This is a genomic window from Vibrio sp. OPT41 (assembly GCF_015163595.1).
Taxonomy (GTDB): domain Bacteria; phylum Pseudomonadota; class Gammaproteobacteria; order Enterobacterales; family Vibrionaceae; genus Vibrio; species Vibrio alginolyticus.
In genome coordinates this window covers 394508-414678 of sequence record NZ_JADDYH010000036.1, presented here as the reverse complement: position 1 = coordinate 414678, position 20171 = coordinate 394508, and the positions used below count along the sequence as shown (strand labels likewise).

The 20171-nt window shown below is 43.5% G+C and carries 16 protein-coding genes and 2 pseudogenes; 10 read left to right on the top strand and 8 right to left on the bottom strand.

Annotated elements, in window-relative coordinates; all coding sequences use genetic code 11:
- Window positions 1–371 precede the first annotated feature (371 nt).
- From IQP38_RS16145 to IQP38_RS16125, 5 genes and pseudogenes are all read left to right on the top strand, one after another.
- Window positions 372–1222 (top strand): annotated as a pseudogene (locus tag IQP38_RS16145) (hypothetical protein).
- 4 nt (window positions 1223–1226) lie between these two features.
- On the top strand, window positions 1227–1994 hold the full coding sequence (locus IQP38_RS16140) for a CDP-alcohol phosphatidyltransferase family protein (RefSeq protein WP_080996661.1): 768 nt from the start codon (window positions 1227–1229) through the stop codon (window positions 1992–1994).
- A complete protein-coding gene (locus tag IQP38_RS16135) occupies window positions 1987–2919 on the top strand; it encodes a phosphatidate cytidylyltransferase (protein ID WP_017635765.1) in 933 nt (310 codons plus the stop codon). Before IQP38_RS16140 ends, IQP38_RS16135 begins: the two co-directional genes overlap by 8 nt.
- 9 nt (window positions 2920–2928) lie before the next feature.
- On the top strand, window positions 2929–3573 hold the full coding sequence (locus tag IQP38_RS16130; RefSeq protein ID WP_017635764.1) for a lysophospholipid acyltransferase family protein: 645 nt from the start codon (window positions 2929–2931) through the stop codon (window positions 3571–3573).
- 545 nt (window positions 3574–4118) lie between these two features.
- Window positions 4119–5369: a DEAD/DEAH box helicase gene (locus IQP38_RS16125; protein ID WP_017635763.1), complete on the top strand. Its 1251-nt coding sequence runs from the start codon at window positions 4119–4121 to the stop codon at window positions 5367–5369.
- Between the two features lie 151 nt (window positions 5370–5520).
- On the opposite strand, the gene IQP38_RS16120 is transcribed toward IQP38_RS16125, so the two are convergent.
- Window positions 5521–5937, bottom strand: coding sequence for a VF530 family DNA-binding protein (locus IQP38_RS16120; protein WP_005375544.1), 417 nt, complete (start codon window positions 5935–5937; stop codon window positions 5521–5523).
- Window positions 5938–6355: 418 nt separating this feature from the next.
- Between IQP38_RS16120 and IQP38_RS16115 the strand changes: the two genes are divergently transcribed.
- Complete coding sequence (locus IQP38_RS16115) at window positions 6356–7813, top strand: DUF3360 domain-containing protein (protein WP_149191573.1); 1458 nt, start codon at window positions 6356–6358, stop codon at window positions 7811–7813.
- Window positions 7814–7944: 131 nt separating this feature from the next.
- Here IQP38_RS16115 and trpB read toward each other — a convergent pair whose 3' ends face one another.
- The 4 genes and pseudogenes from trpB to IQP38_RS16100 all read right to left on the bottom strand — a co-directional run bounded on the left by trpB (window position 7945) and on the right by IQP38_RS16100 (window position 10997).
- Window positions 7945–9168 carry a tryptophan synthase subunit beta gene (gene trpB, locus IQP38_RS16110; RefSeq protein ID WP_193837760.1) on the bottom strand — a complete coding sequence of 408 codons (1224 nt, stop codon included), beginning with the start codon at window positions 9166–9168 and terminating at the stop codon, window positions 7945–7947.
- Window positions 9169–9616: 448 nt separating this feature from the next.
- Window positions 9617–9870, bottom strand: a pseudogene (locus IQP38_RS26955) (S1 RNA-binding domain-containing protein); the annotation flags it as partial.
- A gap of 359 nt (window positions 9871–10229) precedes the next feature.
- Window positions 10230–10442, bottom strand: a complete 213-nt coding sequence (locus IQP38_RS16105; protein ID WP_005375644.1) for a cold-shock protein — start codon at window positions 10440–10442, stop codon at window positions 10230–10232.
- Window positions 10443–10748: 306 nt separating this feature from the next.
- Complete coding sequence (locus tag IQP38_RS16100) at window positions 10749–10997, bottom strand: hypothetical protein (protein WP_017635761.1); 249 nt, start codon at window positions 10995–10997, stop codon at window positions 10749–10751.
- Window positions 10998–11286: 289 nt separating this feature from the next.
- On the opposite strand from IQP38_RS16100, the gene pcp reads away from it, so the two are divergent.
- The 4 genes from pcp (at window position 11287) to IQP38_RS16080 (ending at window position 14899) form a co-directional block, all read left to right on the top strand.
- A complete protein-coding gene (gene pcp, locus IQP38_RS16095; RefSeq protein WP_025998708.1) occupies window positions 11287–11925 on the top strand; it encodes a pyroglutamyl-peptidase I in 639 nt (212 codons plus the stop codon).
- Window positions 11926–12122: 197 nt separating this feature from the next.
- Window positions 12123–12386, top strand: coding sequence for a hypothetical protein (locus tag IQP38_RS16090; protein WP_017635759.1), 264 nt, complete (start codon window positions 12123–12125; stop codon window positions 12384–12386).
- A gap of 63 nt (window positions 12387–12449) precedes the next feature.
- Window positions 12450–13436, top strand: a complete 987-nt coding sequence (locus IQP38_RS16085; RefSeq protein ID WP_193837759.1) for a CobW family GTP-binding protein — start codon at window positions 12450–12452, stop codon at window positions 13434–13436.
- Between the two features lie 170 nt (window positions 13437–13606).
- Window positions 13607–14899: a DEAD/DEAH box helicase gene (locus IQP38_RS16080; protein ID WP_005375652.1), complete on the top strand. Its 1293-nt coding sequence runs from the start codon at window positions 13607–13609 to the stop codon at window positions 14897–14899.
- A 65-nt stretch (window positions 14900–14964) separates the two neighbouring features.
- Here the strand turns inward: IQP38_RS16080 and IQP38_RS16075 are convergent, their stop codons facing one another.
- The 3 genes from IQP38_RS16075 to IQP38_RS16065 all read right to left on the bottom strand — a co-directional run bounded on the left by IQP38_RS16075 (window position 14965) and on the right by IQP38_RS16065 (window position 19879).
- Window positions 14965–17991 carry a DUF6701 domain-containing protein gene (locus tag IQP38_RS16075; protein ID WP_033907141.1) on the bottom strand — a complete coding sequence of 1009 codons (3027 nt, stop codon included), beginning with the start codon at window positions 17989–17991 and terminating at the stop codon, window positions 14965–14967.
- Window positions 17992–18298: 307 nt separating this feature from the next.
- Entirely contained in the window at window positions 18299–19138 is an 840-nt protein-coding gene (locus IQP38_RS16070) for an arginase (protein WP_033907142.1), read from the bottom strand.
- Between the two features lie 6 nt (window positions 19139–19144).
- Window positions 19145–19879, bottom strand: a complete 735-nt coding sequence (locus tag IQP38_RS16065; RefSeq protein WP_193837758.1) for an IclR family transcriptional regulator — start codon at window positions 19877–19879, stop codon at window positions 19145–19147.
- Between the last annotated feature and the right edge of the window lie 292 nt (window positions 19880–20171).

Genomic DNA, 20171 nt, shown 5'->3' with positions numbered 1-20171 from the left:
GCTAACTAATCAGTGTCCCAATTAGACTCTGAATACATTAGCGCAAACCAACGCCGTTATTTGGATTTTTCACTTGCAAAACGGGGCGTACCATACATTTTGTCCAGAAATTTTACCGTGGGCAACTTCTAACGCAAAAGTGCCCCAAAACTCGCTAGACCAAACACTCTAGAAGATCTGTGTCGTTCATTTTACCCTACGAAAAGTTATCCGATAGAATGTAACCCAACACTATTGAGCCTTCATTGTGCCTGTTTGGTCTGTCAAATTGTCTATTTAACTGGTTAAATCATCAGGTAATCTTTTTGAGGATGATAAATAACTGAAAATATTGTTATTATCCTTTTTATTTATCAGTAAAACCGACTCCCATGAGATATGAATCCGCTCCGTAGCCCAAAAAGAAAGACAAGAAACAACTAGAGAACGAGTAGCTCGCCAACGTCGAGAGCGCAGGAAGAGGGAAGAGTTGAGGTATACCGCGAGCGATGAAAAGCGAAGGACAGAAATTAGAGAGAGGGTTCTTAGAGATAGACAAGAGGCTGGATTAGGTCAAATCTCTCAAGGTTTAAAAACGCCTCAAATTCTGAGCGATTCTACCGGGCAACAGTGTTCACTTGAAGATGAAATGACTAAAAATCATCAACATATACTTATTACTGATTTAGAAGATGCGCACAAGATATTGCATAACGTTTGGCTCGATTCTGGTTGCGAGTATTAATGCAGCAAAATCATGGTTCAACCACACAGAGCCGATGTTTGACGCCGCGTCTATTGCTAAGCAATTCGGGGATATGAACATTAAGGCGGATCTTGTTGAGAGCAGAGGAAAAATCATTGTCGCATTCAATGGGACAGATCAGAACGGGAAAGCACTCAAACATGCGTTTGTGAATGGCGCTCGTATCAACATGAACGGAAAAAATACTCGCTTAACTCATTTAAAGCAATGCAACCGGGTTTTAGCCCGAAATCTAGGGTTGCAAACTTTAAAGGTGCAGGAGCTTTAACGTTTGTTGTATCGGCGAGTATTGCTGCCAGTGACCTAGTGTTTAAAGATGATTACCACCTAGTGTATTGGTTTGGGAATGTTCGCTCTGACATGTTCAAATTTATACTCCAGAGCGCACATGGTGAGGCCGCGTTGTTTGCTGCTGCTTTCTTAGGTCAACCGATAATTATATGTGCAATTGCTGTAACAGCGACAAAACTTATTTAAGGACATGGACTGCATGGAATCCAAAAACGAGTCTAATCGACGCCCTCTTGCAGTGCGTAAAATCTCAGTTATCAAACGAATTGCTATTTGGCTGAGCCAAAAAAACATTACCCCTAACCAAATCTCACTGATGAGCATCCTCTTTGCCGCTATTGGCCTTGCTTTTGCAGCTAGTTATCGCTTCTGGCCTACGCCAATTTGGTTAGTGCTGTTCGCTCTGATGGTTCAAATGCGGTTATTGTGCAATCTATTTGACGGAATGGTCGCTGTAGAAGGTGGGAAGAAAACCCCTGCTGGTGAGTTGTTTAACGATGTTCCAGACCGTATTGCCGATCCGCTGTTGATTATCGCTGCTGGTTTCGTTGCTCATTCAGCATTTTCTATGCCTCTAGCTTGGATTGCGGCACTATTAGCGGTACTCTCAGCTTACATTCGCGTTTTGGGTGTTAGCATGGACTGCTCGGCCGACTTTCGAGGACCAATGGCTAAGCAGCATCGAATGGCCCTACTCACAGTAACTCTTTTAGTAATGGCGATTAACCATTGGTTTACGTTATCACTTGGCATTTATTTGATGGACATATCGCTTGCAATCATGGTAATTGGCTGTGCTGTAACTTGTTGGCGTCGTTTGGTATGTATTTTTAATGCTAAAAAAGAACTCGCTAACTTATTATTGAACCATGAAAAAAATCATCAGGCCAAGCATTCTAAGTCTCTAACAGCCAACGAGACAATCGATAAGGCGGTAGGTGAAACTAACCATGATTAATATCCCTACGCATTCGTTATACATGATGGCCGCCATCACACTCGTACTAGTGATTGGCACTTTGGTTTACCTGTATTTGTCACGCCATAATCTTAATAAGGATTACCACGAGCTTAAACTTCGCATTCGTTCTTGGTGGTGGATGATCGGAATCGTCTTTGTTGTGCTCTATCTGCCCACTCAATACACGCTGATTTCTGTCGCCTTTTTGAGTTTTATGGCGCTGAAAGAGTTTCTCTCTGTAGTACCAACGCGCATGACAGATCGACGTGTGATCTTCTGGGCTTACCTTTCGATCCCGTTTCAATACTACTGGTTATCAATCGGTTGGTATGGCATGTATATCATCTTTATTCCTGTCTTCACCTTCCTCTATCTTCCAATGGTCGCGGTGCTGATTGGTGATACCAAAGGTTTCATTCGCTCAGCAGGTATCATTCACTGGGCGCTAATGCTGACGGTATTTTGTGTTAGTCATATGGCATATTTATTGGTATTGCCCAGCAAGAATCCAGAGACCGGTTCAATGGGAATGCTACTGTTCTTATTGGTATTCACTCAGTTTAGTGATGTTTGTCAATACGTATGGGGTAAGAGCTTCGGTAAACACAAAATCGTACCGAAAGTCAGTCCAAACAAAACATGGGAAGGCTTTATTGGTGGTGCGGCAACCATCATCATCACTAGCTATTTTGTGGCACCTTACCTGACACCATTAACTTCAGTTCAAGGTTTAGTTGCAGGGATGATTATCGCCTTGAGTGGCTTTATTGGCGATTTGGTAATTTCATCGGTTAAACGTGACTTACAAATTAAGGATACCAGCCAGTTTATCCCCGGCCATGGCGGCATTTTAGATCGTATTGATAGCCTGATGTTCACCGCCCCCTTATTCTTCCACTATATTTATTACCTCTACTACTAAGAAGACGATATGAAAATTTTAAAAGTTTTGTTCGTCTTGCTGTTTGTGAAACCACTGGTGTTTGTTGGTTTGGGGCTCAACATCATTAATCGGCAAAATCTGCCAAGCAATGGTCCTATGGTGGTCGCGGCTAACCACAATAGTCATCTCGATACTTTGGTATTACTGGCACTCTTTCCTATCAGTATGGTACATAAGGTGCGTCCTGTGGCAGCAGCCGATTACTTTCTCAAAAACAAAGTATCAGCATGGTTATCACTCAATATTTTGGGCATTATTCCCATCCATCGTTCACCGAGTAAAAGCGAGCGGCATACTGTATTTGATGAGTGCCATAAGGCACTTAATCAAGGAGATATCTTGATTATCTTTCCTGAAGGTAGTCGCGGTGAACCTGAAACTATGAGCGGGTTAAAGAAAGGGATTTATCACTTAGTTAATGAACATAAAACTTGTCCTGTCATTCCGGTGGTGATGCGCGGATTAGGTCGAGCGCTCCCTAAAGGAACAGCGATGCTTGTTCCTTTTAACTGTGATGTTGTATTGGGAGTGCCAATCGCGAGGTTTGAAAATGCAGATGACTTTCTAATAACCATGCAAGTTGAATATCAACAGCTTGCACAAGCATGTATTGTGACTAACCACGAAGAGTAGATACGTTCTAGCTCGACAGTACTCCATTATCGTTTAAAGCAAGAGCCCCAAAAACTTAGGGAATCCGTTTGTCTTACTAGATCCGAACCAGCAATTTTGGACACTGAATTAAGTAATTTTCTATACTTGAAGTTACTCGTACATTACTAATTTAAGTAGAAGTTCTAAGTAACTTTGCCCACCTGCAAGCTATAGTATTTTCTCAAGCTATATTAAGTTCTTAAAACCGCAGAGCTTAAATAGTGTGGTTAAGCCTTTGATTCGGATGTGGCCTGCCTTTGTAATCTCTTTCCCCAAAATACAATGTGTTTTGTTTTACAGGAGTCAGAATGCCTGACTCCTTTTCCCTTTGCTTGTCGTGAGCTCTACCATCTTGGTCGTAGAGTATTGGTTATCGAAATCATTAACTCATGTTAGTGAAAGGAAGTTCCTGAACCCTATAGTGCTTCTTTCACCAATCTTCTGTTTGGGCCATTATCTCTAACATCCAGACGCGAAATAGCATAAGATACACGGCCTTTACTAGCACTGAGCCACTCATCGTAATGACAGATAAAACACAGCAAGCGACATTTGCCGATCTTGGCCTGATTCCAACCTTAGTCGAGCGACTAGAAGCGTTAGAATACAGCCAACCGACGCCCATTCAATCCCGTTCTATTCCTGATATCCTTGAAGGGAAAGATATTATTGGTGGTGCCAATACGGGGTCTGGTAAAACCGCTGCTTTTTCGCTGCCAATCTTGCAAAAAATTGTTCAGCAAGACGAATCAAACAATCGCCGTGGTAACTTCGTTTCTCACCTGATTTTAGTTCCAACTCGTGAGTTGGCATCACAGGTGGCATACAACGTCAAATCTTACTCATACCATCTTCGAGATAAGATCAAAACGGTTGCCGTATTTGGTGGTGTATCGGTGAACCCACAAATGCTGGCGCTTCGTGGTGGCTGTGACATCATTGTTGCAACGCCGGGTCGATTACTTGATCTGGTATCCAGTAACGCGATTAAGTTGGACCAAGTAAAAACGCTTGTTCTTGACGAAGCCGACCGAATGTTGAGCCTCGGATTTACCGAAGAACTGAATAAGATTCTTGCGTTACTACCAGAGAAGAAACAGACGCTGTTATTTTCTGCTACTTTCCCTGATAAAGTCACGACGCTGGCTCAGCAGTTGCTCCGCGATCCTGTTGAAGTTCAGTTGCAGAGCGCAGAAGCCAGCACTTTGGTGCAGCGCGTGTTTATTGTAAATAAAGGTGAGAAGACGGCGGTACTCGCGCACTTAATCAAACAGCATCAGTGGCGACAGACTTTGATTTTTGTGAATGCTAAGAATGCCTGTAACCATTTAGCTCAAAAGCTGTCAAAACGCGGTATTACCGCTGAAGTTTTCCATGGTGATAAAGGGCAGGGCGCTCGTACTCGTGTCCTTGACGGTTTTAAGTCTGGCGAGATTCAAGTTCTTATTGCCACCGATATCGCAGCACGCGGCCTTGATATTGAAAAACTTCCAGTGGTGATTAACTTCGATCTTCCGCGTAGCCCTGCTGATTATATGCATCGAATCGGTCGTAGTGGTCGTGCTGGTGAAGTAGGTTTAGGATTATCTCTTATCGATTACGACGACTACCACCATTTCAAAGTGATAGAAAAGAAAAATAAGTTCCAACTTGAACGCGAGCACGTAGTCGGTTTTGAAGTGGAAGACGATCAGAGTGAAGCCTACTTTTTACCAATGAAGCCGCGAGCGAAGCCGGCAGGTACGGGTAAAAAGAAGAAAAAGCGTAATCAATAGAAAACGTAAACTACATGTGAGTTTACTTACGGGAGTTGTTAGAGAAAGGGAATGCTCACTAGCTTGAGTCTTCGCTTCTAGCCATTCCTTTAAAGAACAATAGAGCCCTGCTGGAGCTACCAGTAGGGCTCTATTGCTTTTCAAGATAGTGTTATTGGCGACGAGCAGGGCGTCCGCGAGGTGAACGCTTTTTAAATGCAGACGCTGCTTTAGCTTGTGACTTAAGAATAGAGTCAACGGTTAGTGGCATAGGTTCTTTAGGTTCAAGGCCATGAGGGAACGTACGAGCTCTTGGCGGTAAGTTGTATTCTTCTTCGCTCGCGCGTGGCATGCGCTTAAAACGATAAAGGTAAAAGTTTTCTAATTTTTCTCTCGCCCATTCGGTTTTCTTTAAATACTTCACGCTACTTGCAATCGAAGGCTTAGTGTTAAAGCAATTAAAACGCATTGCTGTATCTAGAATGTCCCAGCCGTAAAAATCTACTAACTCTTGCAACATAGTCTCTAGCTTTAACCCGTGCAGTGGATTGTTCTGTTGCAGCTCGATTCTCTCTTCGTCAGTCATCATTTTTAAGGGCCTTACTCATTAAAGGGCGGAGTTTAACAAAGTATACAATGCAGAGATATCTATAGTTACTTTGCGGTGGATGCGAGCACAGTGCTCTCTACCTTGAAAGTATAAATCGGAATTAGCCGTTCTACTTGGCTCTCTGCTCAAAAATGACTCATAAAAGTTCAAGCGTCCTAGCTCGATGTTGAATCATTGTGTAATAAGTGAGATTTTTGTTGTTCTTTTACTAATGTCTAATATTCCTACCCATAGCAACACATGCTTAATAAGCTCAAAATCAAAATTGGTTCATGCCGCTTTCTTAGTATGGCCTAGAAGTTTGATGTGGGTGTTGTCTCGTATTGGTCGAAGGCCTGTCTACCAAGCGAAACTCTAGTTGACGTAGTTCAACGTTGAAACATAAAAGGATGACTCAATGTCTGACAAAAGTAAGACTTTTTACAGGGATGTGCGCAAAAAACCGCATGAATTTGAAAACCGAGAAGACTTTCTAAATCATGATTTAACCGTCATGAGTTTCCGTCGCTGGGGAATTCATTTGCCCTCACGTGATTACAGTATTGAAATCGAAGACTGGGTACCGGCATTAGCAGCAACCATTGGTAAAGTGGTTATGGTCACTGCCATGGTTTCCGCTTTTGCTGCTCAGTTTGGTTTATCTCCGGAATTCATTGCAGAAAACGTGCGTTACGAATTACTTATCGCTGGAGCCCTGTTCGTCATCCTGTTTTCTGCCATACTAAACCCGAATGCAAACTTAGCGGGAACCCATGGCCCAATGATACCGCTGATTCCTATGATTGCAGCTGCAGGAGGGCACCCTCTCGCGCTAGGTTTGATGGTATGTGTTTTTGGGTTAATTCTCGCCTTAACCAAAGGTGGCTCTAAACTCATGACTCTGACTGGTATCGGGGTTCGAGGAGGGTTGTTGATCTACCTTGGTGCTGTTGGGTTGCTCGGGCAAATTAATAAGACGGAAGCGTGGGCTGCAAGTACGGACCAAGGTTACATTTCGTTTGTGGTCATAGGCCTAACCGTTATGGTTTACGCTTACTTAGCCAAGATCAATAAACGTTGGCTCGCTATCCCATTGTGCTCTGCACTCGCGGGTATTGTTGCTTATTTGATGGGCGCTGAGTTTGCTTTTACCACAGAGCCGGGCCTGCCTAATTTCAGTCCATTTTACTGGTGGGGTGAAAATACTGGTTGGCAACTAGGCTGGCCAACTCTAGAGCACTTTATTGCCGTGACTCCATTTGCTCTATTGGCAGTCGCTATGTGGTCCCCTGATTATCTCGGCCATCGTGTGTTTCAAGAACTTAACTACCCAAAAGAAGCGAAAGGCGTACTCATGGATGTCGACGACACGATGGTCGGAGCGTCTGTTCGTCAGGGGGTTGGTTCACTATTAGGTGGCGGTAATTTAGCTTCTTCTTGGGGTACGTACATGATTCCAGCCGCAATTGCCAAACGTCCTATTCCAGGTGGCGCACTGTTAACGGGTTTCATGTGTATTGCGGCGGCGGTAATTGGCTACCCAATGGATCTAGCAATGTGGGAACCTGTTCTGCGCGTTGCTTTGATTGTGGGTGTATTCTTACCACTTCTTGAAGCGGGTATGCAGATGATCCATAAGCATAAAGATTCACTCAGTGCAGGTATCTGTATTTTTGCCTGTGCATTCGTTAATCCAGTCTTCGGTTGGGCAATCACGATGCTGTTGGATAACCTCGGGCTTATCGGCGACCATGAGCGTGCTAACGAACTATCGCGCAAAGATAAATATCTGATTCCTGGCACTGCGTTTATCGTTTGTGCAGGCTCCCTTGCTGTTGTTGGTCAGCTTCCAGGCATTCCAGCTCTTATCGGTTAATCGAATTATGCTTTAAAGGCATAGTGGGATTGGTGAATAAAAGGACTTGCTTCTTAAAATACAAGACACAAACAAAAAGCTACCTAGTTCCAGGTAGCTTTTTGTATATAGGGTTAGGTTACGGAGTTAGGCTATATGAGTGATTCAATGCCGTATTTTGCGCCGTAGTGTTCAACGACAAAATCAATGTCTTTGTCACCACGGCCTGATAGGTTGATCAAAATCGAGCCGGTTTCTCCTTGCTTCGCGAGTTTAATCGCGTAAGCGACAGCGTGTGAGGATTCAATAGCAGGGATTATTCCCTCTTCACGAGACAGCTCAAAGAAGGCATCAATCGCTTCGTCATCACTGATTGAGCCGTAATTGACACGGCCAATGTCTTTTAAGTAACTATGCTGAGGCCCAACCGATGGGTAATCCAAGCCACTTGCTACAGAGTACACTTCCTGAGGTTCGCCTTGCGCATCTTTAAGCATGTAAGACTTAAATCCGTGCATGATACCTGGCTCACCGAGTGTGAGTGTTGCAGCATGCTCGCCAACCTTTTGCAAAGAGCGGCCCGCAGGTTCAACGCCGTGAATGGCGACTTGTTCATCCTCTAAGAAAGCAGTAAATAGCCCCATCGCGTTAGAACCACCTCCAACGCATGCGACGAGATTATTGGGTAACTTGCCGGTCATTTCTTTGAATTGAACTCGTGCTTCGTTACCGATAATTGATTGGAAATCTCGTACCATTTTAGGGAATGGGTGAGGGCCAACGACAGAGCCTATCGCATAAAGCTGTGTATCAGGATCTTTCAGATAAGCTTCGAATGCAGAATCTACCGCTTCTTTGAGGGTTTTGCGCCCATGAGTGGCAGGAATGACATTAGCACCAAGGACTCTCATGCGGACGACATTCGGATGTTCTTTGGCGATATCAACTTCACCCATGTAAATATCGCATTTCAAACCAACCAATGCCGCGGCTGTAGCAAGCGCAACACCGTGTTGCCCTGCGCCAGTTTCTGCAATTAGTTTCTTCTTACCCATCTTTTTAGCGAGAATGGCTTCCCCTAAGCAGTGGTTAATTTTATGTGCGCCTGTATGGTTTAAGTCTTCGCGCTTTAGGTAGATGTCTGCTCCGTATTTTTTAGACAAGTTTTCCGCATGGAAGAATGGGCTAGGTCGTCCAACAAAGTGCTTATACAGGCGAGCGAGTTCCGCTTTAAATTCAGGATCTTTGCTGCATTCCTCATAAGCTGCGTTGATGTCATGCATGATTTGTTCAAGCTCAGGTGGAACAAAGCTACCACCGTATTCACCAAAGTATCCTTCTTCGTTGGGCATAGTGAGATCAAACGAGTTTTTCATTATTTACATCCTAGTTAACGAAAGTATTGATACTTTTATACCCAAAATTTAGAAGTGGTTGTGTGATCAGTTGCTTAAATCAGAGTTCGCGATCTAGTGCACTAGTTAAAAAGTACAGCTTGTGTAGGGGATAATAGTTGTGATGTAGAATCAGGTGGTTTGAATAGATGCAAAAAAGCCTCGAGAGATCCTAGGCTGTCATAAGAACCTCTCGAGGCAAACAGAATGCTGGAAATACACTCTGCGATGGTGTCTGGAAACAAAAATTAGATTCGTTTCCTTTGTCAGATATTAGGGTTTTAGAATGAGTCGATGTCAGCGAAATGTCACAAGTTAATTGCGGTATTAAAAGCTTATTTTTTATTTTTGATTAATGGATTAGAAAGTAACCTAAAACAGGCTAACCTACCGCGTGTTCCGCATCTTTTAAGTTGAACATGATCTTTCTTTATTTCGAATCGACGTCTTTAACCAACACGTGCACTTTAGCTCCTAGAGTAAACGTGGTGCTCTGGCTAGAAATTTTTTGTTTGACTGCATCAAATTCGAACTCACCATTTTGGAAAGTTGATAAAGGAATGAGACCTTCGGTTCCTCTAACTCAACAAATACCCCGAAGTGTGTGACTCCACACGCTGTCCCTATGAAGTGTTGTCCGATAAATGGCTTCATGTAATGACATTTCAGTGCAAACTCAATCTCTCAGCTAGGGATTATGTGCTCGTAGTTATTAGAATTTATTGATTGAGCAGATATATTTAATTTCATTTTTTCTCTTATATTCGCCAATCGCTTTTATTTTATAAACTTTATTTTTATGAGCAAAGCATGAGGCGAAGTGATTCAGATATGAATGAGATTAATTTAATTCCAAACTGGAATTGCAAGGTAGGTTGTGTGATTACCTAAAGATGTATACCAAAGTGACTTTATTGAAAGTGATTAATGATGGTGTGGGAGAGGTAAGTGATTTGGCTATATAAACTTAGATAGAGAATAGTAAGGGCAGTAACAAGTGGAAGGGGGTTGTGGCACCAACAACATTGATGCCACACAAAGAATTACAGTGCAGTTACTTCAGCTGCTTGTAAACCTTTGTTACCTTGTTCAACAACGAACGATACTTTTTGGCCTTCAGTAAGAGTTTTGAAGCCTTCAGAAACAATAGAACGGAAGTGAACGAATACGTCATCACCGCCATTGTCTTGAGAAATAAAACCAAAACCTTTAGTTTCGTTGAACCATTTTACTGAACCAGTTAATTTATTAGACATAGATACCTCTATATTTGATTGTTTTAAATATTGAATTTTTAGCTAATATCAAGTGCTACTATATGATTTTAGAGATAACTATTTTGTCGCAGGAACGTAAACGAGGAATTCGATGTGGAACTGAGAGAAACTTTGATCTTTAATTACATTAATAGCTCTTTCCGTAAGAGCTGATGTGCAGTATACCGACAAAATTAATAAAGGCTAGCCTTTTCTTTTTTATTTTTTGAGTACACCAAGCGCATTGCTTTCAAAGCATACGCTTGGTGTATAAGACGGCGTGATGTTATAGGTGGCGTCGAGCGCTTAGTGTTTTCTGGTTGGGCCGTTACGAACGATGTCTTTACCATTGTCATATACGTGCTGCGAAACCCAGCGGCCAAGGAGCAATTGGTGCTTTTCTCCTAATACGGCAATAAATGGACGGCCATCGGTATTAGAGGTGGCTAGCGCAACGCCAGTGACACCTTCAAGGCCTAGAGCGCCGCTTTCTACTAAATGCAGAAATGCCTCCAACTCTTCAATCGTTTCGATTACATGGTTATCAATATTCATTGTATTCAATCTCTTCGAATTGCATTGCGGTCGCGTACTCTACCTAAGTTAAGCGTGGAAACCAAGCTTCTACGTGCGTCATGTAATGAGAGAACCTTGCCCTGCCACTAATCATCAATAAGTTAGTCTCGATAGTCCGGAACTTGCCTAGATTCAATGGGGCAGAAAACACTCTCTGGTTAGACATGAGTCACATAATGTTGTCTGGTTTATCTCATCAATACTTTTGCTATTGGATGGGGTGAAGGGGAGTGCAATAATTTGTAAAACTCTTTTCCTAAAGGCTGTTATGAAGAAAGTCCTGATTACCGGTTTTGAACCTTTTGGTGGTGACGCCATTAACCCCGCCTTAGAAGCGGTCAAGCAATTAGAGGCTGCGGCCATAAAAGGCGGTGTGATAGTTACTTGCCCAGTCCCCGTAGTTCGATATGACTCGGTGAAAGTCGTTATTGAAGCAATAGAAGCGCACCAGCCAGACTGTGTAATTACTGTAGGGCAAGCGGCCGGGCGTAGCGCGATAACCCCAGAACGTGTCGCAATTAATGTCGATGATTTTCGTATTCCAGATAACGTTGGTTATCAACCGATTGATGAACCCGTGGTGGCTGATGGTCCTGATGCTTACTTCTCGACACTGCCGATAAAGCGTATTGTTCAAACGCTGCAAAAGCAGGGGATACCTAGCCAGATTTCCAACAGTGCCGGAACATTTGTATGTAACCACCTTTTTTATGGGATCCAACATTATCTAAAAGACAAACCTATTCGTCATGGGTTTGTTCATATCCCATTATTGCCAGAACAAGCAGTAGATGGCAGTCAGCCTTCCATGTCTCTGGAGATGATAGTCGAAGGGCTAAGGCTGGTGGCGCAAGTTTGTATTGCCAATGAAAACGACATATTGGTCAGCGGCGGGTCGATTTGCTAGTAAGTGCTTTACAGTCCACTAAGTGTCTGAAAGCTAGTAATAAGTTCATCGTTTGATGTTGTAATAAATGTTAGCTTTGTCAAATTTCACAAGTAGCGAAAGGAGTAGCATTGAATAGTCAGGTTGGATGTTGTTCAAACTGGCACTCCCCTAATACAGGAGGTATTAGGGGCTACCCTTACGAAAGGCGAGTTATCATGAAAAGCAACAAAAGTAAGTCTATCGCACTTATCTCTGTCGTTGTTTTCGCATTGGCTATCGCTGCGCTTAAATTCGAAAACACACTCGGAGTTCTTCCCATTGTAGTCGCTATTATCGCGTTTTTTGCCTGCGTCATTTACACCAGTATGTATCTTTCTGATATGAAGCGTTCAGAGTTGATAAGTCACTCTGATCATTCTCAAAAAATGTATACCCACGCATCACGCAATGAGCTTGATGAGCGCGATAAAAAGCGTTGAAGCGAGTCACATTCTCCGTATACTTTGCTGGAGCATTAATGCACTAACGTGTCGGAGATAAGCATGTCAAATCGAGTACCAACCAACATACTGACCGGATTTTTGGGTGTCGGTAAAACGACCACGATTTTAAATCTACTGAAGAACAAACCGGAAAACGAAAACTGGGCGGTTTTGGTCAATGAATTTGGTGAGATTGGCATCGACGGTGCATTGATGACCGACCAAGGCGCGCTGATTAAAGAAGTGCCGGGTGGTTGTATGTGCTGCACTGCGGGTGTGCCGATGTCGGTAGGTATCACCGCATTATTGCGTCAAAAACCGGACCGTTTATTGATTGAGCCGACAGGCCTTGGTCATCCAAAACAGGTTATCGCGACGCTTACCTCACAGCAGTATGAACCTTACGTTGATCTTAAAGCGACGATTGCCTTGGTTGATCCGCGTAACTTAAGTGATGAAAAGTATCTTTCTAACCAAAACTTCGTGGACCAGTTAGACAGTGCAGATGTGGTAATTGGTAGTAAGGTTGACCTATGTTCCAGCCACGACCTTGATGTGTTTAATGACTGGGTGACGGACCAATCCCCTTCAAAAGTATTCAGTAAGCTTATTCATGACGGTGAGTTGCCGATAGAAGTCTTGGATATTGAGCGGGTTTACGGCAGCGCTTCTTCCCATATCGAGTCACATCATCATGACCACGCTCATCAAGAGCCTCAATTCCAATTGGCGCCTGGTGAAGCCTTTGTGCGCAAAGAGAACAAAGGGCAGGGTTATTTTAGTTGTGGGTGGTTGTTTGGGGCAGAGTATAAGTTTGATTTTGAAAAGCTTTTCTCTATGCTTTCGGACTTGACCGCAGAGCGTGTTAAAGCAGTGGTCAATACGGATCAAGGTTGTTACGCGTTTAATGTTGCCAACCGAGTCGTGTCGGTGAATGAAATCAGCTTAGAAGGCTTTGAATCACGATTAGAAGTGATAGATTCTCAGCTGTTGCCATGGGATGAGCTTGAGCGAATTCTCCTTCAGTTATCTGGCATCAAACATTAAATCGCGCAAAGGTTAAACGAAAACGGTGAACCACTAATATATCTGTGCTCACCGTTTTTTCTTTTGTAGGATTTCAATGAGAAAAGTGAGATAAATCACTCAAATTCGGGTATAGTGCACGGCTAAATTTTTAAAGCTATTTTTAGTGGTTTGTTTAAGGAATACGCTCAATGTCATTTTCATCTCAAGGTTTTGCGCCAGAAGTGGTTAAAGCACTGGCAGAATGCGGTTATGAAAAGTTAACGCCAATTCAACAGAAGGCGATTCCAATGGCTCGCAAAGGCCATGATATTTTCGCTACAGCACAAACAGGTACTGGTAAAACGGCTGCGTTTTCTCTGCCTATGATTCAGCAGCTGCTAGACAGTAACCGTAGCGCTTCTCGTAAGACTGCTCGCGCACTTATCTTGGCTCCAACTCGTGAGCTTGCTGAACAAATTGCTGACAACATCAAAGCTTACACGAAGTACACGAACCTGTCGGTGGCTGCGATTTTCGGTGGCCGTAAAATGTCTTCTCAAGTAACGGCATTAGAAAACGGTGTAGATATCCTAGTGGCTACACCAGGTCGATTGGAAGAGCACATTGAACAAGGTAATGTCTCGGTCGCACACTTAGAGTTTTTAGTGTTTGATGAAGCAGACCGTATCTTGGACATGGGCTTTATTCACGCAGTACGTAAGATCATGCTAGATGTGGATACTGATCCGCAAATTATGATGTTTTCAGCAACGACTTCGAGCCAACTAAATCTGTTAGCAAAAGATATCCTGCGTAAGCCTAAGCGTATTGAAGTTGAGCGAGCGAATACGACAGCACAGACAGTTGCTCACGTGTTGTATCCAGTTGATCAAGAGCGAAAAACGGAACTGCTTTCGGAGCTGATTGGTCGTAAGAACTGGAAACAAGTGTTGGTATTTGTGAACTACAAAGAGACCGCAAACGAAGTGGTAAAAGAGCTGAAACTTGATGGTATCAAAGCGGTGGTTTGTCATGGTGACCGTGCTCAAAGTGCTCGTCGTCGTGCGTTAGAAGAGTTCAAGTCCGGTAAAGCACGTGTCATGGTGGCTACCGATGTCGCTGCTCGAGGTCTAGATATTGAAGATTTACCTCACGTTGTGAACTATGACATGCCTTTCCTAGCGGAAGATTACGTTCACCGAATTGGTCGTACAGGCCGTGCAGGTAAACAAGGTCATGCCGTTTCATTTGTAAATCGAGATGAAGAACTCACGGTTGTTCAGGTTGAAAATCTAATCCAGCAGCGAATTCGCCGTATTGAGCTTGCTGGCTATGAACCAAAACAGCGTGAATCTTACATTGAAAAGCTGCACTCAAAACCAGCATTCAAGAATCGTCAAGGTCGTCGTAATAATCCGAACCAGTCGGCAACAGACCAAGGGTCGGCAGAGCGTCGTCTTGCTATGGTGAAGCGCCTGAAAGCGCGTCGTGGCGCAAAGTAAATTACATCAGTTTGTGATGAAAAGAGCCCCTCAATTGAGGGGCTCTTTTTGTTTGCCGTTTCGCGTTAATTTAGGCCAAGCATATTGGGTTCACCACGATAAATAATGCGATCGTTTCCTCGGTGAATACCAAACGTAACTGTAACAGGTGGATTTTCCTCTTCACTTGTCGTGTTATCCCAGTCGTATTTCAGCCAAGGGATGCGATTGCCTGAGCTGTCTAAATCTAGGTGGAATTGTATTTGCTCTCGCGCTGAGTCAATTTGGCTTGCAACGATATCGGTCATTCTGCCAATACTCATCGTTCCAACGCCAGAAAGCAGGGCGTTGTTTGCTGGCGCATGAGACCAAATTGGCGTGCTGAAGTAATATTCACCATTCGCCGTTGTTGAGCTGTCATCGAAGTTAGTCGTAAATCGACCGTTTTGCCAAATTTCCACATCAAGTGGCACTTTGATCACCATGCCTTGGTTGCCACCTACATCTTGAAAGTTCAAACGACCGAATCGAATGTCTGGTTGTTTTGTGAGCACTTCGCTATCGTCGAAGAAGTTTACCTCATCAACGGCTTTAGTCGTGACTATACCTATTTTGCTGCTGTCACTGTTAGTCCCTTTATTAAATGGGCCATCAGGGTATTGTTTATCTGTCGTGTTCTTTTTCCAACATGGGCTATTGTTACAAGTCGCATTGGTCGACGGCTTCTCGATCACAAACGTTCCAACACTCGCGTTACCCAGTGGTTTCCATTCTACCTTCTTAGGCTTAGGCGGCAAAAACCGATCGGAGTATGAGCTTAGCTCGCCTAAATCGAAATGTTGTTGAAGGTTAGACGAAAAGTGGACGTAATTCTTCACGTTTTCCTTATGCGCATTGAGTGCGACAACATCGTAAGTGACTTTCTCAAAAGGTTGATTCATGTAAGCAAAAGTTTGGCCATGTGGGTTGTGCCATTCTTGGTCTTGCACTTGAAAATATTTTGGGTAAAAACGACCAACGTAACGATAGCCTTCGTTTACAGTCATACCTAGATATTTACTTTCTAGGTTTGCTTTTACTCTCAAGCTCCCGACTTCTTCCCAATATAATCCATTAAAGACGAATTGATCATTCTTGGCTGAATTATGCGCCTGAGCCAGTGAGTCACTACTTTTTAGCAATTTTGAGGTTTGGTTCGCTGTCTCTGATGGCGTATGTTGCTCACTCGACAAGACAACCGATGCTGCTGGAGCGTCATCAAGCGTAAAATTACGGGTGATAGAAGCATCACAATAGCGTGCTGATTCAACAGACCCACTTATAGAGCCGTCAGGTTGCCAAATGATTGGTTTCACCGTTAGAGAGAAAAGTTCTCCGGCAGCAAGAAACCCTTCTCCTTGTTCAGAGGTACCAGAAGGCAAAGCACGTTGGTTGTCACAGATAGCCAGTGTCCATGGTCGCGAGTGCACATTAAATGTTCCTTTCACTTCCACTTTGCCTTCTTCTGGGCACTCTTCAAATCCCTCACATTCAAAATGATCGGACAATGTCACTTCAAATATGCCGGATTCGTTCGTGATAAGGCCATGTTCAGACAAGCCATCTTCAAATTCTGCTGAATAGCTAAAGTTTCCTTCACTTCCTCCTAATGGTTGAACCAATGGATGAAAAACTTTAGGCGTACCATTGTAGTTGCTTGCTACTACAGGTTCGCCGGTGGTGGCACAAGCAAGTAATCGCGTATGCACGTTTTCTGGCTTACCTGCAATAACGCGTATTTCATTTAAAGCGGTGCTTTTTGTCTTTGAGTAGGCCTCAAACATAAATGGCGTAAACATAAAGCGAACAGTTTGATGCTTGCTCGTGTCTTCTGCCATAGTGAAAGTTAGTGTGTAGTTGGTATCTAACGAGATCGTATCAATATTATTCGGAACCACTCGAACAACAAGTTCACCATTATCGTCTGATATAAATTGGTTGGCTCCTAATGTCTGATGACCTTTAACCACCTCTAAAGTGAATAAGTCAGGGTGTGATAGGACGGCACTGACTTCTGCCCTTACAACTTCTCCATTATTGGTTGTTGTTACTGTAAATTGCGGAAGATCGTCGCCGCACATCAGTGCCATGTCGTCCGATGGTGTGACGCTGAGGTTTAAGTCGTTCTCCGATGGAGGCTGCATGCTGCAATTCGGAACATCTTGAGGGGTGATTGGACAGATTTGGGAAGAGTAGTGACAATCAGCCTCGCCCAATCCACAGTATTGCGTGTATTTGTTGTCTTGTGCTTTCGTTTGCGCACTTCCTGGCGTTTGTTGGATTTCACCACAAACTTGACTAGGCTGATTTGGAGCGTTGTTGAAGTTCAATGTTTGGAAGTATTTAATTGCTGCGGTGGAACTATAGAATGAGCCACTTAATGTAGCTGACGATCCTACAGATTCAGCTGTACCATAGATCGATATATCTTTTATAATCAGAGAGTTGTGCGCAGAAACATCACCGACGACAAAATGGTCTTGTAAAGGATGGTTTGTTTTTAGGTGTAGTGTTTCGCCTTGTGATTCGACCTTACCACAGATGTTTGTATTAAATACATTGGTCGTGCTGTGTGTCGAAATATCACCAATAATGGTGTTGTACGTTCCATCAATGTGAAGTGTCGAACCTGTTAGCTTAATATTCCCGTCTATGAGAATGTTATGCAGCTTTGTTGGGTAAGCCGATAGAAGATCACCATAGATGACAGTGTGTTTGTTTTGGTAATCGTCAAGGTTTGAAGCCTTCTCATTGCTAACCGTTAATCCGGTAGCGAGGGCGTGGAGAGAGATACGCTTATTGGGTTCACCAATCGTATTGTTCCCCTCTAACACAATGCCATGAGCTGCTTCTAGCGTTATCTCTTTGTCCGGTAATGAGGAAACAATTTTGTCACCAGCGGGTAGGACTAGTTTCCCTGTACAGTGATAAGTCGTACCATCGCTTCCGATACTAAAATTCTTGTGTGAGCAAAGTTGACCTAGCTCAGATAGATCTTTTACGTCATAAGTGGTGGCGTGTGAGGTTAGCGGTAAAAAAAGAACCGCAGCGAAAATACTGCAAAGACGCATCATCAAATGTCCTAAAAAAGTGGAACAAGATGGCATCAAGCGAGCGTGAGCAAGTGCTCACTGAAATTGGAATAGCTGCGGTACTTTTTGTTTTGAAGCCGCTTAGTTATTGAACTTTGGTTATTTTTTATTTCGTATGTCATACCAAAGTTTAGCGGCCTTATTACAACGTAAGTGTCAGGTTAGTTCAAGAGGCAAGTGTGATGTGTGTCGATTTATATGTGTAACTATTTGTTAGTTAAGGATAATAAGTAAGCATGTTGGTTCAGAATCAGGAAGGACGCGATCCTGATTCTGAATGTTTATAACGCTAGGCAGCGTGAACGATGAGTGGGGCCATCTGATATAACTCTTCTAGTATGGCTTTCGTTTGTCTCGAATACACCAGACAATCTCGATCGCCAACGAGCTGAATTGCTCGCACTTTACCTGCAACCAAACATTGCCTAATCGTGCGTAGAACCATTTGGATATCAATTTCTGACGCGCCATCAAGGCTGTTTTTGGTTTTTAGAGATCCAAGGTCGATGCTAATGATTATTTGGTCGCAGTGGTCTAGGTAATTGCCGATCTGTTGCTTAACGTTATTGCGATGACGAAAAGAAAACTCTTTCTCGGTCACCCAATCACAACCTTGATCTTCCGCGTATTCCCATGTTTCCTGCTTCGTCTCTTGCTCACTGACGCCAGCAAAAAACAATCGTACGTTTTGATAGCGAGAAAGAGCAAAATGGAATGCAGAGCCTAAGCGTGGCTCAAGTGTCGGCTTCAAGTTCATGTTATGCCCGATATTTACGACACCCACTTCGTCTCGATAGGATACGACCACAGGTAACATGGACAAGATTGCCTCGGTACAGTTAGTGACTAAAACAGGAATTGAGTGGCGAGAAAGCGAAAGGCTTAATGCTTCCTGAAACTCGCCATTTTCCAGCTTGTCGTGGTTGAAGTGCCCAAAGTTTTCAGCGGTTTCATGATCATGCTGTTGGTATAGCCAATCGCTAGCATTTTCCAAACTTTGATCAGCTAATTCAAACGCGCCCTTAGACATGGGTGGCAAATACTCACACACTGTCATAAAAGAAAAAGGGTAATGCTGCGGCTGTTTCACGGTGTGGTGGAGTTTATAGCGTTTGAAAAAGCTTAACATGATGAATTACCTTTCTGGTGGTAGTGCCCTTGCCGCTTGCAGTACATGTAAAATAATGCGCTGCTTATCCTTTTCGACTCGGTGGGCCGGAGCCATCACCGAGACTGCGCCAATCAGTTTGCTTCCTTTCATTACCGGTGCGCTAATACCTGAAACACCAGGGTCAATCTCAGAAGTACTGACGGCATATCCGTGTTTACGGATGGTTGTGAGCTCTTTTTCCCACTCGTCACGTCGGTGATCTTGATTAAAATATCTCAAGATTTTCTCGCATCGACTTTGAGGCATAAAAGCGAGCATCACTTTAGATGAGGCACCGCGCAGCAGAGGTTGACTTTGACCCTGGACGAAGCTGCAACGCAGCGCCTGCATACTTTCTTTCTGTCTGACACAAAGCGCACGATAACCAGCTGGTACCATATAAGCGGCCATTTCCCCGGTTTGTTGTACCAACCTAGCCAGTATGGTTTCGACTATGTCGAGCCCATGTTGCGCGGTCTCATAGCTGTGCATGAGTAACAATGCCGCCGGACCAACGACAAATGTCTTGTCGTGAACGCTTTCTTCGATCAAGTTCCACTCTTTAAGCAGTTTTAAGTGTCGGTAAAGGCTGCTTAGAGGAACGTTCAATTGCTCGCTTAGCGTTTTCGCAGAAACTGGGAACGGACTAACTGCAACTTGCATTAACAACTGCAGTGATTTTTCGTTTACCTGGTTAGCATTAGCTTTGTTTGTCGTCATGAGAGTGTTGTAACGTGTTGTAGGAGTTACGACAAATATAATTCTTAATCACTGAGAAAAGAAAAATATTTTTAATGGGTAATTCTTACATGATGAGAAACAGACAGGTAAAGACTTTCGCAAGTACCGATAGACATAACATGGTGTCGAATTAAAGTCTCAGGTTTGAGGCGCTTGATACTAAATTGGAACAGGAGTGAATAAGACATTGTTTAGTTTGCGGTATTACTCAGCGTTTCGCATACTGAGTTAATCCAAACAAATAATGTTAAAAAACGTGAGTTGCTAGCGG